The organism is Longispora urticae (assembly GCF_053902585.1).
Genome location: NZ_JAQZSH010000019.1, coordinates 21,597 through 35,418, shown reverse-complemented (window position 1 = coordinate 35,418; position 13,822 = coordinate 21,597). Strand labels below are relative to the sequence as shown.

9 protein-coding genes and 1 pseudogene are annotated in these 13,822 nt (G+C 66.5%); 5 read left to right on the top strand and 5 right to left on the bottom strand.

The window, feature by feature from the left end:
• The first annotated feature begins 501 nt into the window (after nt 1-501).
• Nucleotides 502-1,485: a hypothetical protein gene (locus PT931_RS09585; RefSeq protein ID WP_456245348.1), complete on the top strand. Its 984-nt coding sequence runs from the start codon at nt 502-504 to the stop codon at nt 1,483-1,485.
• Between the two features lie 142 nt (nt 1,486-1,627).
• Here the strand turns inward: PT931_RS09585 and PT931_RS09580 are convergent, their stop codons facing one another.
• Nucleotides 1,628-3,148, bottom strand: a complete 1,521-nt coding sequence (locus tag PT931_RS09580) for an ApeA N-terminal domain 1-containing protein (protein ID WP_456245347.1) — start codon at nt 3,146-3,148, stop codon at nt 1,628-1,630.
• Between the two features lie 259 nt (nt 3,149-3,407).
• On the opposite strand from PT931_RS09580, the gene PT931_RS09575 reads away from it, so the two are divergent.
• The 3 genes and pseudogenes from PT931_RS09575 (at nt 3,408) to PT931_RS09565 (ending at nt 5,130) form a co-directional block, all read left to right on the top strand.
• Nucleotides 3,408-4,304 carry a hypothetical protein gene (locus tag PT931_RS09575; protein ID WP_456245346.1) on the top strand — a complete coding sequence of 299 codons (897 nt, stop codon included), beginning with the start codon at nt 3,408-3,410 and terminating at the stop codon, nt 4,302-4,304.
• Nucleotides 4,305-4,313: 9 nt separating this feature from the next.
• A pseudogene (locus PT931_RS09570) lies at nt 4,314-4,802 on the top strand (DUF6308 family protein); the annotation flags it as partial.
• Nucleotides 4,803-4,806: 4 nt separating this feature from the next.
• Nucleotides 4,807-5,130: a DUF6308 family protein gene (locus PT931_RS09565; protein WP_456245345.1), complete on the top strand. Its 324-nt coding sequence runs from the start codon at nt 4,807-4,809 to the stop codon at nt 5,128-5,130.
• A 10-nt stretch (nt 5,131-5,140) separates the two neighbouring features.
• Here PT931_RS09565 and PT931_RS09560 read toward each other — a convergent pair whose 3' ends face one another.
• On the bottom strand, nt 5,141-6,007 hold the full coding sequence (locus PT931_RS09560) for a CopD family protein (RefSeq protein WP_456245344.1): 867 nt from the start codon (nt 6,005-6,007) through the stop codon (nt 5,141-5,143).
• Nucleotides 6,008-7,299: 1,292 nt separating this feature from the next.
• Between PT931_RS09560 and PT931_RS09555 the strand changes: the two genes are divergently transcribed.
• Nucleotides 7,300-9,195, top strand: coding sequence for a hypothetical protein (locus PT931_RS09555; RefSeq protein ID WP_456245343.1), 1,896 nt, complete (start codon nt 7,300-7,302; stop codon nt 9,193-9,195).
• A gap of 118 nt (nt 9,196-9,313) precedes the next feature.
• Here the strand turns inward: PT931_RS09555 and PT931_RS09550 are convergent, their stop codons facing one another.
• From PT931_RS09550 to PT931_RS09540, 3 genes are all read right to left on the bottom strand, one after another.
• Nucleotides 9,314-9,475 (bottom strand): hypothetical protein, encoded by a 162-nt coding sequence (locus PT931_RS09550; protein WP_456245342.1) that lies wholly within the window; start codon nt 9,473-9,475, stop codon nt 9,314-9,316.
• 91 nt (nt 9,476-9,566) lie between these two features.
• The gene (locus tag PT931_RS09545) at nt 9,567-10,061 is read right to left on the bottom strand and encodes a hypothetical protein (RefSeq protein WP_456245341.1); all 495 of its coding nucleotides are present in this window, start codon (nt 10,059-10,061) and stop codon (nt 9,567-9,569) included.
• A 2,178-nt stretch (nt 10,062-12,239) separates the two neighbouring features.
• Nucleotides 12,240-13,715, bottom strand: a complete 1,476-nt coding sequence (locus PT931_RS09540) for an alkaline phosphatase family protein (protein WP_456245340.1) — start codon at nt 13,713-13,715, stop codon at nt 12,240-12,242.
• Nucleotides 13,716-13,822 lie beyond the last annotated feature (107 nt).

Sequence of the window (13,822 nt, the reverse complement as noted above, 5' to 3'; positions counted from 1 at the left end):
CAGCATCACCGGCCTACCCGGTGGAGGGCGGCGAACACCGACACAGTGCTGCTGATGCCTACTGCCCAGGCCGTGCTGTGAAACGCGGCGAGTCCCGCGCTGAGCGCCACTAACAACGTGACGACGGTGTGCTGCCGACGCGGCGGGTCTGGCTCAACAGGTCCGCTGCGCCTCGGGTTCGGCTGTCTGAACTTCGTCATCTTCGTCATGACGTACTCCTTCCAGTGCGGCTCATCCCTTAGATGTGCCGCTCAGGAACGAGTTGAGCACCCCGGCGGGGCGCGTTCTTGGCGAAGGTTGCGGGGCTGGGTTCCCGGGTCTAGCGTCACCGTGTGGTGCGCAAATCGCCGAGCCCGGCCGATAAGGAACTCATCGCCTACGCCGCCGAACGCGGCGTGAAGGTGTCGCCGACCCAGCTCGAGCACCGGCCTGCTGGCCCGCAACGTGTGGCGGTCAACGGGACGCGGCAGGGTGTCGGCGCCAGCCGAAGGGGCCCACGACATGGTCACCTGGCTCGGAAGACACGCCAGGAAGGGCCGGCGTCCCTACGACCTGGCGATCGAGGCGTTCAACGACGGCTTGGCCGTCCCTGAGGCCACGGTCCGGGCCGCCTACCGCAACGCCATCCTCACGGTCGTGATCGACGCCGAGCAGTCCACCCCGATGCCTGACGACGGCGACCGCGAAGAGTGGATCGCCGAGGTCATCGACAAGACCATCGCGTCGCACCCCGGACCCTTTTCGATCCCTAGGCGGATTCGTCGCATCGACCAGCGACTGACCGCCGCCGGAGTTGACTGGGCGCCGTCGGCGATCGCCCAGCACGACAAGGGGCCCAGCAGCGAACCCATGACCGGTACCGACGCCCGTGCCTTGGCGCTCAATGCCGTGCTCGCAGGCAAGGAGGGAGTGACGGGCGGGGAGTTCGGTGACTTCCTTCGATTCATCAGTCCAGCGGGTGCCGCCAGTCCCTTCGCCTCGATGTTGGAGTACCCCGACGAGGGGGTGATCGACGCCGGAATCGCGGACGGAATCGGGCTGCAACTCCTGCACGCCGGTGACGTGCGAGAGGTGATGGTCGCAGCCATCGACGGCGCCTCACTGGAAGATCTCCGCGAAGCGTGGACTGCCCAGGAACAACGACACACCGCTGCGGTCGAGTTGTGTGATGCGGTGGAACGAGCCCTCGACGCCGGCGAGTTGACGGTCGCTGCCGACATGTGGCGAGCTGGCGTCGGCGTCGGTATAGGACGTCTGCAGGTGATATCCGTTCTGAAGGGCGGACGCTCGACTGCTGACCGGGCCCGTGACGCGGTGGAACTGCTGTGGTCGGCAGCCTTCGTCAGAATGCTGTTCACGGTGGTGCCTAACGGGGAGTATCACCTGCTACCGGTACTCCTGCCGCCGTACCTCCTCAGGCTCATCGGACCATTCCCGCAGCAGGACATCGCCGATCCCCCGAGTGATGCGACACCGTCTCAGTAGAACCGGCTCCGGAGAATCACAACGTCGACCAGGACCGCCGCGCAGAGCAACGCGGACCAGCGCTGGGGGCGCAGTACCCGGGCGCGCGGTTACTGCTTGACGCTTCGCGCTGGTCCGCGCTGACCCGAGTGGTCTCACGTCGCTAGGAACCGACTTGCTGGGGACCGCCATCTGTGGAGGCAAGGCCTGCGACGGGGGAGTCGGACTGCCCTGACTCGCGGTGCAGGTCGACCAGGGTCGTGCTGACCTGGCGTGCGATCGCGTTGGCGCGCCGTGCCACCACGTCTACGAGGTGCGCTTCGTTGAAACCGAGCAGCTGCAACAGCGCCAGCTCGACCATGACCGTCGTCGCGCTCATCGCGATCACCGTGCCGTCGGTGCCGGTGGCCTTCGGCAGCGAGGTGTGGCCGATGTCGTTGCGGGCCTTGCGCGTCGCCCACGCCCACGCCGCCGTGCACTCCTCGAGCTGCGGTCCGTCGCCGGGGACGCCGCCCCCGAGGAGTTCGGTGACTGCGGCCGTGGGCAGGCTGGATGCGAGGTCGAGAAGCCGCCACTCCAGGGTCGGTCGGTTGACTAGGACGTCCTTGAGCAACGGCACGCAGTCCGCCAGCTCCGCGTTCGCCCCGACCGCGTCGAAGATCGTCTTGCGGAGCAGCGCGAACGTGTCCTTCGGCATGGCGACGGCGGATCTGTTGGAGATCCGGTTCAGGTTCTCCGCCGCAGTCGCCGCCGACACCAGCCGCGTCTCCAGGACGCCGTCGCGGGCTCCCCGCAGACCGGCGATGGGGCCCTGCAGACGGGCGTGCTGGCGCGCCCAGGCCGGCATGACGTCGGCGAACGCGACCTGCTCCAACGTGAACAGCATGTTGCGCGCCTCGACGGGCTTGACGCTGTCGTCCCGGCGCGGCCACAACGGCAGGTGCAGCTTAGCCCGGGGGTCGGGCCGGCCGTTCTCCTCTTGCGGGAGACGCAGCTCCAGGGAGGTGATCGCGCAGTCGCGGCCCACGGCGAAGCTGAGCAGCCGCTGCACGGCCTGCACGTGGCCCAGCAGGTCGTTCACGCTGGCCGGCGTGGTGGGGGTGATGCGGACCGTGACTTGTTCGGTGAACGTCACCGTTTGGGCGAGACTCGTTCGCGTCTCGGTGGGTTGCAGGCTTTCCAGGAGCTCCACGACGGTGCCGTCCTCGAGCACAGCCGTGCTGTCGGGCGGCGTCGTGTACGTCGCCAGCACGCGGTCGGTGTACGGGCCGGGAGTGTGCAGCAGGTGCCGCCGCAGACCAGACCGGGCCGCCCACTCGGTCAAATTCTCCAGCGCGACTTCGATGCCGCAGAACACCGGAAGGTCGGCGGCGGCCTGGCCGTCCGGCGGGTCGAGCCACGCGCCGATGACCACGGCGTTCGCGTAGGTGGTGGGGAAGCCGTACCCGGAGACACCCAGGAGGGTGACAGCCTGCCCGGTGCTGCTCGTGCCGTGGACCACCGGAGCCGTGGCGGGATCAGTTCTGTCGGTCCAGCCTGTGGGCGTCCAGTGTGCCACGAGCGGCTTGCGTTCGTCGGTGTTCAAGGTGACGTGGCCGGCTTCATCCACCGTGAGTAGACCGGAGGGCTTGTGCTTCTCCCGCGGGCCGGGAACCCACCACGATCCACGCATCTCCACGCTCATGCATTCTCCTCATTCTCGAACGAGCCGGACGCTGGAATGATCCCCGAACTGGCGCAAATGGAGCAAACTGTGGGAACCTGGGGCGCAGCCCCTGCTCCGGCAGCCAGTGCTGTGGACCAGCGTCGCCCGATGGCGGTGGGCCCCAGACCAGAACACGATCATCAAATAGTGCGCCGATATTGTCCGCCCGATTTAATACGCGATGCTCCCAGCGTCTCGGACCGCTCGTAGGGGTGAGTTTGCGCAGTACGATCCCGGAGTGAAACCGTTTGGGCGATCTCAGGCCGGCCGGCTGACCGTGTGGCAGAGCCAGGCCCTGGAACATGGTCTGGCTCTTGAGGAGGGCAGCGACGACGCCTGCCGCAAGGTGCCGCTGAACCCGCCGCTGCGGGACCAGTTGCTCTGTCCCGTCTGCCTTGAGTTCAAGCCGTTCAACCAGTTCAGCCGCGACCACGCCCCGCCGCAAGGCGGACAGTCCCGACTCGGCCCTGCCTGCTCCGTCGTCATGGTCTGTATGGCCTGCAATTCCGAAGCTGGCTTCGGCTTCGAGCGCGAAGCTGCGGCCTTGCTAAGAATGGACGAAGTCGACGAGCTGGAAAACGACTGCGCGGTGCACGGCGGCCTGCGCTCGTTCACCGATGAGGTGACTGGCCTCAGCATCGTGGTGGATGAACTGCCGTTCGTGCTGGCGGATCTCAAAGCCGCCTACCTGCTGGCATTCGCGGTGCTGGGGTACCGCTACGCTCGAGCCTCCGAAGTCGATCCCATCCGTCACGCCATCCGGGCCGGCCGACAGCCCTCCGCAGAGAACTCCTACACCTGCAAGGTGGGGTCGGTCGACACGGAACTGGGATCGGTCCTGATGGAAGTGGGCGGCCCCTACCCCTGCGTCATCGTCCGCAGCGAGTCAGCTGCCGTGGTCCTGCCCCGTCCCGGCACCCCGATTGTCCCGCCGCCAGTATTGCTCACCAACGTGTTTAGCCGGAACTTCCCATGGCCACGCACGGTCGAGCACGCCCGAGACGACGCCGTGACTCGCGATGTACTCGGAGGAACCATGTTCCATGCCGATCTGTGCCACACGCATTGGCCGAAAGTGTTTCCTCGGATCCCCCAGCTGGGCCCCGTCCGCCCGCTGCCGGCACCAGGTCGCTGACCTGCGCCCGTGCAAGAGTCAACGCACGGCAGAGCAGGCCGCGAATCCGATGCCGTCGCGAGGAGTACTCCGAGACTAGCCGCGGAACCGCCTGGTCAGTTGTCGGCGACCATCGTCGAACGCCGGCCGGCGAACTGCCTGGGCTACTTGAGTGGGGGCCCGCGCCTGGACGCGGGCGAACGGGGCGGGCACAGTAGCTGGGTGACGTTCCGCCTGCCCGCAGCGCTCGAGAATGCCCAAGATCGTGCGGCCCTGGATCTGCTGAGCTACTACTACGGTCGACCGCCCGGGTCGGGCGGCGTGATGGGTGCACTGTTTGACACGTGGGACTCCGCGGGCACGCGTGCCGCCGACGCGAATCGGTTCACCGCCGATGACCTGGTCGCGATCGGGTTCTTGTCCGTGCGGGTTCCGGCCGGCACCGCCCGGATTCTGCTCTGGGACCAGGCGGCCGAGTTCACCGCCCTCTTGATGGAGCTGGGCGCAGATCGTGACTTGGCCGATGAGGCCGCTCCGTGGCCCTGCAGACTGGGCGGGGTGGCGGTTGCGGGCCGCGCTCCTGGATTTGGACGGGGTGGGCGTGACGACGGCGACCAAGCTGATGGCCCGCAAACGGCCCCGGCTGCGTCCAATCTGGGACCCGGTCGTCGCCGCCGTCACTGGCACCGGCCGCAGGCAGTGGGAACCTCTTCGAGTCGCGCTGCGCGAGGACGACCGGGCTCTACATCGCCGCCTACTGCGGCTGCGGAGCGCGGCGGGGCTCCCGCTGGAGGTGTCGCCGTTGCGGGTGCTGGACGTGATCTGCTGGCAGACCGGCCGTGGTTGATCGCTGACCTTCAGTTCAATGGAAACAGCCAGGCGGCCAATGTGATTATCGTAGCGAGGGCCGCGAGGACGAACCCAGCTAAGGCGATTTCTGCTTGCGGATCCGCGGCGGCAGCCCTCTTCCAACGTCCAGGGATGGGAATCCGGCTCAGTAGTCTGCGTGCCACCGTCGCGTACCGCCCGGGCAACACGACGACCACGGAGAGCATGGCTGACCACCACCAGGCATACAACCAGAGCACGGGGAACACACCTAAGATGGCGCATGCCATGACCATGTTCGTGAGTTCGCTGTGGTCAACGTTGGGTGCGCGGTAGCGATCCATCACGTATGGAACGAGCGTTTGTGCGGCAATCGCGAGGAAGTATACGGCCAGAAACCACATCGTAGCCACGTAGAACTTCCGGAACCGGTTTCGCCTTTCCAGAAGCTCCCACACCCGCTGGGCCAGCAGTGACTTGTCCTGCGACGGCCAGGAGCTCTCAATGTGCATGCGGGCAGATCCGGTGCCAGTTCGTGTACCTATCCACAGTTCAAAGGTCGGGCCGTCCTCATCTGCTGCCTTGCATGTCATTCGTAGGTTGACGAGGTGTCGTTGGCCGCCTGTGTGGACGATGATCTGGTCGATCGTCGGCGCTCGGAGTGTGATGTATTCCTTCGCTCCGAAGATTGTCAGTTTGTTTTGCCGTCGATCAACGTGTCTGATGTGCGTGTACTCAACGGTTGAGTCAGGGATGTGCTCGCGGGCGGCCTGTTCGATCTGTTTGATGTCGCTGATGGTGAGTCTGCGTGACCTGCCCGTGGCGGCCAGGCTCCTTGACCAGGCTTCCGGACGGTCCGGTGATGTCGTTGCTGACGGGTCAGAGTGGGATGTCATTGTCTCTTCCGGGGCCGAGTTGGGCTGTGGGTGAGTCGGCGCTGGGAACGCTGCTCCCTACCTTCTAGCTACCCAAATGGTCGGCTGGTCCGAGCGGCGCGCCCAGGTCCCACAAACCCGGCACCGCCGTCATCATCATCCGCCCAGTGTGGCCTTCCCGTGACCAGTGAGTCTGTCCGGAATCTGGCAGGGATTATGACTTCCTTCCGCCGAGAGAACTCCGATGATCGATTGCATCGCCCTGCCGGAGGCACGATCGTGGGGCGGCTGTCTCGACGGCATGGGAGCGTCGGATGGCCGGTTGCGGAGCAGGGCGTTGCCGCCCTTCGGGCCTGGGCCTAGCCGCTAACTCGAACTTAGGTTGAGACCGGCTGTCCATGTGGACTCGTAGACGTCCTCGCCGAAGAGTCCTTCCTCCCCACCTACTTCGAGTTGTCCACACCACCATCCTGCGCCACCCCGACTGGCCCGAGATCACCAGCGCAGAACGGGTCGCACTCGCAGGCGAGAAGTACGTCCTGACCACCGAAGAGTCCTACCTTCCGCACGAGCGAGGCGGGTACACCTTCGCCCCGCCAAGGCCAATCGACCCGCCCCGCAGGACCTAGCCCATCCCCGGCCAGCGGTCTGCCTGGGAGCGAAGGTTCTGCATGGTCGTAGAGCACCAGCAGTTGCCCTCGACGCTGATCGCAGGTTCGGACTTCGTCCCAAATCACCGTCGACACCGTGAAGCCGCCAGCCACAGCGAGCTGCTCCGGACGATTGACGAGAACGATGGGCTTTCTGCCTTGAGCTAGCCACCTAGGATGCCTGCGCCGGCGTGACGCGGCCCTTGAATCTCGGCGGTCGGCTGGAGTGCGAGGGTTGTTCGTGAACTCTGCGTAGCGCGCTCGTACGGCGGTGTGGGCTGTTCGGGTCCGGGCGGTTCACCGTCGAACGCCTGCGGCTGGTCGCGGCCGGGCTCGACATGTCGGTCAAGCCGGTTCTCAGCCGTCTGGCTGTCCGCGAAATCCTGCGGCGTCCCGCCTGCCGGGGCCGAGCTGGGCGGAGACCAGCGGTCGCGCGACTACCATCAAGCAGAAAGCCTGACCTGGGCGCTTATGTGATGCATTTCCCTTATGCTAAGTTACTTCCGGCACGTACGGCAGGTGTGAGGCTGGCTGGTTCCCCCGGCGAACCAGCGGATCGGCCGCGGAGTTGGGCAACTCCCTGCCACCATTTAGGACACCCTGCGACGCTGTCTGTACACGCGTCCTTGTAGCTGCCTGCCGGGGCGGCGGACACGAGGACTCATGGCACGCCGTAGCCTCCGGGAAGAGCTCGCCGACATCCTGTGCGAGTTCACCGGACAGAACAACACCCAGGCGATCACCGCGATGATGCGGGCCACCACCGACCTGAGCCGCTCCGACCGAGACCTCATCGTGGACGCACTCCGCGCAGCAGGCCGAAAGCCCGTCGCCATCCGCATCCCGCCGGACCTGCGCCAGCGACTGCTCCCCGAAGCAACCGATCCTGCTCAACAAGCCCTGGAAGCACGCATCCTTCTGGCGATGTCAGACGCGGTCAACCACCTGCACGAACGCCCCCCGAGGAGCTTGCTGCGTCCAGCACACCTGCTGCAGGGAGTCGATCCCCAGCCCGACGTCCTGCGACTACGCCTGCACCCCCACGCCGTCGGACCCCTCGCCGCCGAAACGCTGCCACGCACCAACGGCGAAGGACTGTCCGGAATCCCCGGCCTGCGCTACCGTCAGCACCGCAACCACGGCGAACTGTTCCTCCTCGGAGAACGTCCGACCGCTCGTGTCATTCTCGCCGGAGTCGACACCGAGGCATGGAAAGCCGCCGTGATCTTCGCCGAACAATCCGTGGAACTCGACCCCGACGACCCCATCACCTGGCACTGGCACAACAGTCAGCGGCTGACCCGGCCCGAGCGTGATGCCATCAAGGCCCGACGTCGGCGCTTCCCCGGACCTGCCGCGCTCGCCAGCGCTGTCCTGCGCCGCTACGGCCTCCTAGCCACAGAAGCGCTGTACCTACGCGCGTGGACCTTCATTGATCGTCTGTCCATCGAAGCCCCCGGACCCGCAGTCGCAGAACGACTCCAAACCCAGCTCAACCACCCCCTGTTCGGCCTGGACGCCGCAGAGGCAACCGACGGCCGAACCATCCTCGACCAGCACACATCCACACCCGGAGACCAACCTTGGAGACTCGACCTACGACGCGCCGACCTTCCCGACGCAGACGCCGACGAACGGCTCAACGAGTCGCAGCGCGATCCACACGGAGGATGGACTGCCTGGAACGCCATCTCCGAGTCACGCCAGCGCGCCGCCTGCACCGGCGAGGAACTGCGCTCGGCCGTCGCGGGCATCACCAGTTGCCCTGAGAACAGCTCGGGCCTAGACGACTGCAGCCCGGCCCAAAGAGACCTCCGATTCGTGCTCGCCCTCTACACCTTCAACGCCGGCATCATCGCCGCCCCACCCGGGTGGAGCGGCGTCCACACCATCACCGCCTACGACATCGTCGTCTCGCCACGCTTCGACGAACTCGTGCTGTTCACCAACGCCCCCGACAACCTCACCGGCTACTTCATCGGCACCGACACCGGCGGCGGCATTCCCGGCATGCGCATCGACACCCGCCCCAACGGCGGCACGTTCCGACTCCTGCATCTCCCCACCGGCGGACGCCTCACCATCACCAGCCGCACCGAGACCACCCACCTCCACCGCGTCGGAACCTGGAACACCCGCAACTGGCTCACCACCAGCACCGGGCTTACCCAGGCCGAGAAGACCGAACTCGCAGCCACCCCCACACCGACCGACGCGGCCAGCCAACTACTCGGAGCCCTGTTCACCCGCATCAGCTGCACCGACCCGAACGGCACCTGGGCCCTGGGAACCTGGTTTGACGACCCGCTCAACCGCACGCCACCCCGTGAACACCACGCCAGCGGCCCCACCCGACAACTCTGGGGTGCAGAAGACAGCTGGGAACTCACCTGGGACGACCACCCGTTCCCGGCCGACATCGTCGACTCCCTCACCGATCCGCACCACGGCCTGCCCGGCACCCAAGCGGAAGGTGCCGGACCCGACCACACACTCACCTACAAAGGGGCAACTCTGCGCCTTGGACCCTGGCCCAAAGGACTCCGTCCTACCAGGTGACAGCCACCCCAAAGGTGGACACCGACCGCGAGCGCATTTACTCCAGGGTCAAATGCGCTCGCGCAGCTCGGCCGGAAAGCTACAGGGCGTCTCTGCCTTGTGTGGCGACGGCGTGCTGTCAGCGGTCGGTGCCATCGATGTGGACAGCGTCGTCGAGGTTCAGCGCGTTCAGGATTGTCCAGGCCCGGCCGTTGGCTCGATCCGGGAAGTCACCCTCGCCGCGCAGGGTCCCTTCGAGCTGGTCGTTGTCGACCTCACCGACGCCGAACGGCGCTAACATCGCCGGATCCGCCCCCACAGACTCTTGGGGCACGGGGCGTCGGCGGCATACACCGCGTCGCCAACCTTCATCGTTGGCTGCGGAATAGCCGTCAGGCAGTGGCTGGCCGGCTCACCGGTAGTCGGCTCCATGCCTCGCTGAGGAGGGGATTGCGATCCGCTGGCCGCCACAGGGCGTTGAGTGTCGTCATCATCTCGCGCGTCCGGTGCTGGCCACCGTCGCCTGCGAGGTCGGTGAGGATGGTGGACAGGGCGCGGCGCTGGCCGATCGCTACGAGTTGTTCGATGTCGCGCGCGGACGCGACGATGGTGGGCAGCGGCGGCTGCGGCAGTACGGTACGGCCGAAGCTGTTGGCCGTGTACCACGGGTCGAGGGTGGCGACCATGCCGATGATCGGCCGGTCGGTCGGGATGTGGGAGAACTCCTCGGCACCGGTGTTGAGCAAGTCGAGGGTGATGCCGAGTTGTCCGAACGCGTGGCCCAGCGTGGCAGCGTAAATGCCTGCGGCGGACGGGTCGGCGGCGCGCGCCTGAAGGCGGGAGCGGGTCGCTTTCGCCTCGACGAGCACGACCAGGTCGTCGAACACGACGAAGCAGTCGATGCTATCCAGGCGCCGTCCTCCTTGCCGGTAGTTGATCTCCGGGTGGACGACCGCGTCGGGAAGGGTAGTGAACTGGCGGCGGATGTAGTCTTCGAAAACGAGGCCGAGGTCAGAGGCGAACGCCGAACCCCATCGGCCCAGGCCCAGGTAATACAGCTCCAGCGGTGCCAGCCGGCGGGGAATGAGTTGGGGGGCGGGCCGATGAGACGCCCGTCGGACAGCCTTACCAGTGGCCTAGACGTCAGCGGGTTGAAGGCGTAGCGGTCCAGGTCGACAAGCGGAGACTTGTCGCGGGCGTGGGCGTCCGCGGCGCGGAACTCAGCGATGGTCGAAGCGAAAGCGGAGTCGATCACGGCCAGGATCTCCTGCCGGGACATGAGCGCCAGCACCTCGTCGAAATTACGCTGGTCGAGCCACGCGGGGTCGAAGTAGCCGCCGTTGCGGTCGGCGGAGGTGGCGAGCATGATCGCGATACACGCCGCCGTCACCATGGGCGCGCCTAGAAGTCCGGCGAGCGACTGCTTCGTCAACACCCTGAGGGGCTTGTCTCCGGCGTAGTCGTCGAACAACGCGATGGAACGGGTGAGCTCCTCGAAGATCGAGCTCTGGTAGGGGAACTGCTCGAAAAGGGTCCTGGTGAGTATCGCGAACGGCGAGCTGAGCTCCGGGTGGTCGAGCTCGTCCTCGACCAGGTTGTTGTGCATGTGACAGGCCGTCCGTACGTGTCGGTCGGTGGGCACGGCACGTCGGTGAGGGTTGCCGTGCACGATCACGGCCCGGGCCACTGCGGCCAGCGCCCAGGGCGGGGTCGCCGCGAACAACTGCGATGCCGCCGAGTCGTCGAGCCGCTGGGGGAGGAGCCGTGCTCGCCGGGCCAGCGCGGCCAGGAGTTCCTCCTGGTTGAACCGGCGAACGAAGTCGCTGAACTCCTTCAGCGTGTACGTTCGGCCGTCCGTTGTGGCCACGGATCGATTGTCTCACCTGTGCACAACGAAATATGCTGTTCATATCTAGCCAAGATATGGCAAATCCTCTCAATCGGAGAGGCTGAACTGTCCGCGGCGATCCGTCCCCGACGGTAGCGCTGGGCCTGCCTCCACTCGTGGGCCTCAGCGTCGCTGGTGATGAGCTGTAGCGCGACGGCCGGTGTCCAGATACTTCCGCACCGCTTCGTTCTCAATGACACCGACGATAGGTCGTCCGAGGGGCGCAGGGCCGTTGGCCCCTGTGTCGGTGGCTGTGCGCATCGCCTACCATATGAGCCGATCCCAACACGGCCCCCGACATTCGGTCGGGGGTTCGGGCTGTCTGAGGGCCGCTGTCTGTCTTCGTCCTGAACATGCTTACGACGTTGGTTGCCGAGGTGCATTGCCCTCTCGTGGGCACATCCACGCCCCAGTCGGCGCATGCGGTGACGAGGAGCGCGGGTCGTTGGCCAATTTCTGATCGTCGCCAGCAACTGCCCCGACTGCCGGTCGACGCGCCGAAGTTCCATATTGGACCAGGTGGGAACCAGTAGGTGGAACAGCTTGCTGGGAAGCTTTAGGTGGCGTGGCTCAGATCATGGATGAGCCTGGGGCGCCCTTACTCGTCTTGTCCTTTGCCTTGAGGTCCATTTCGTGGAGCCCAGGCGGCTTCACTACGAGGTCAGTCGATAGGCGTGGAATACTCTCACGAGAGTCGGAGGCTCAACGCGCTGAGTGCTACATGCTCAACGAACAATGAGTAGAACAGACGCAGGTGGCCGTGCCGGCGGGTGCGCCGCAGAGTGCGAGTCAGAAAGAGTGCCTTGTCGTGCGCGAGGCGGGAGCGGGACCAGGCAGCTTGAGGCGCAGGGGATGTCGTGATCCTCAATGGGCTCTAATACTTCGACCCGATCGCGTGCCCAGCTCTAGGGCCATTCCTGAAGTACGGAATATCTTTTACTAATCGGATCTGCCGGCCGCCTTGCCTACATAGAGTGATGAAAAAGTACTGCGGAGACGTCTCGAACGTAGGCATCGGGGGCGTGGAATGGCGCCTTCGGGGCGCCTGGAACACAGGTTCTTGGTCCACGAATGTTGCACATGCCACCGGGGGACAACGCAGGACGACGAGAGATGACGAGAGCTGTTGTTCCAGCTCAGTGGCCCGGGCGCACGTGCGCCCGGCCCACCGCAAGGTCTAGCTGACCCGCACGTCGTCGACGGCCCAGTACCAGTTGTTGACGCCGACCAGCCGGAAACCGACCTGCACGCTGGTCGCCCCGGCCGGCGCGGTCAGCGTCAGGCTGTCGAGTCCGTTGACCGAGTCGGCGGAGTACGTCTTCACGGTCTGGGTCGCGCCGCCGTTCCACTTCACGACGACGTAGCCGCGCTGGTTGCCCTCCTGGCGGTACCAGTGCGTGAGGTTGACCTTCACCGTCGACCCGGCGACCGCCTTCGACGGGGTCCACAGGGTCGAGTCGTAGGTCTTGCCGGTGGACGCGGTGGTGTCGGCCCACTCGTCGGAGTCGGCGACCGCGATGGTGCCCCGGCCGCGGACGAACGTCTCCCGGCCCTGGTCGCGCTGCGCGGAGGTCCAGAACGCGTCGGTGGTCAGCGACCAGCCGGCCCACTCGGTGACCCCGCCGGCGGGCAGGGCGGAGGTGTCGCGGCTCCAGCCGGTCGGCAGGACGGAGTTCCAGCCCAGGATCGACGCCGGGATCGACTCCATCACCGCCGGCTTCAGGGTCACGGACTCGAACGGGTCGGCGTCGACCACGGTGACCGGGCGGCCGTCGAGCACCGCGGGGACCGCCACCCCGAGGTGGGTCAGCGCGGTCGCGGACAGGTCCACGAGGCGGGTGGTCTTCGGCTTGGCGACGCCGACGCCGTCACCCCAGGCGAGCACGAACGTGGTGCGCTCGTCGAGGGTGCTGCCGCCGTGCCCGCCGCCCGGGGTGTGCCCGTGGTCGGTGCCGACCAGGACGAGCCACTTCTCGTTCGCGCGGTTCGGGCGGGCGGCGACGGCGGCGAGCAGCCGGCCCACGTACCCGTCGATCCGGGCGATCTCGGTGAGGTAGGCCTGGCTGGACGCCCCCGAGTTGTGCCCGACGATGTCGACCTGGCCGAAGTAGGCGAACGTGGCGTCGGCGGCGTCGTCGCGCAGGTGCGTCTCGGCCTTCGTGGCGATGGTCGCGTCGTGGCCCACGTACCCGTCGGCGTCGCCGTTGTAGACGAGCTTGGTGTCCAGGCCGTTGCCGATGATGTTGTCGCCGATGGCCTTCCAGTCCATGGCGGCCCATGTGTTGAGGGCGGGGTTGGCCGACTCGGCGCGCGACAGCCAGTCCGGGTACTGGTTCAGCTTGTTCCCGCTGAACGAGTTGTCCTTGACCAGGTGCTTGTCGGGCCACACGCCGGTCAGCATCGTCGACCAGCCGGGGCCGGAGGAGGTGGCCGCCATCGGGTTGGCGTACAGCAGGCTGCGGCCGTCGGTGCCCTCGGCGCGCAGCTTCTTGAGGTTCGGGGCGTTGGCGGCGTCGACCCGGGTGGCGAGCAGTCCGTCGATGCCGATGTGCAGGACGTGGGGGGTGGGCGCGGCGGCGTGCGCGGGGGTCGCGACGACGGCCGTGCCGAGGGCGAGGGTGGCGGCGAGCGCCAGGACGTTTCGGGGATGCACGGGTACCTCCGATAATTGGTCCAGACCAGTAATATAGACGTTCTCCTTGGTCCGAAACAGCCCGGTGAGTCCGGGTGGAGCGCCAGATGAACATCAGGTGCCGGCCC

What these genes read in the sequence shown, in the direction of transcription:
- PT931_RS09585 (WP_456245348.1), top strand. Translation starts at nt 502, where the DNA reads ATGGTCACCTGGCTCGGAAGACACGCCAGGAAGGGCCGGCGTCCCTAC.
- PT931_RS09580 (WP_456245347.1), bottom strand. Translation starts at nt 3,148, where the DNA reads ATGAGCGTGGAGATGCGTGGATCGTGGTGGGTTCCCGGCCCGCGGGAG.
- PT931_RS09565 (WP_456245345.1), top strand. Translation starts at nt 4,807, where the DNA reads ATGAGGCCGCTCCGTGGCCCTGCAGACTGGGCGGGGTGGCGGTTGCGG.
- PT931_RS09560 (WP_456245344.1), bottom strand. Translation starts at nt 6,007, where the DNA reads ATGACATCCCACTCTGACCCGTCAGCAACGACATCACCGGACCGTCCG.
- PT931_RS09555 (WP_456245343.1), top strand. Translation starts at nt 7,300, where the DNA reads ATGGCACGCCGTAGCCTCCGGGAAGAGCTCGCCGACATCCTGTGCGAG.
- PT931_RS09550 (WP_456245342.1), bottom strand. Translation starts at nt 9,475, where the DNA reads ATGTTAGCGCCGTTCGGCGTCGGTGAGGTCGACAACGACCAGCTCGAA.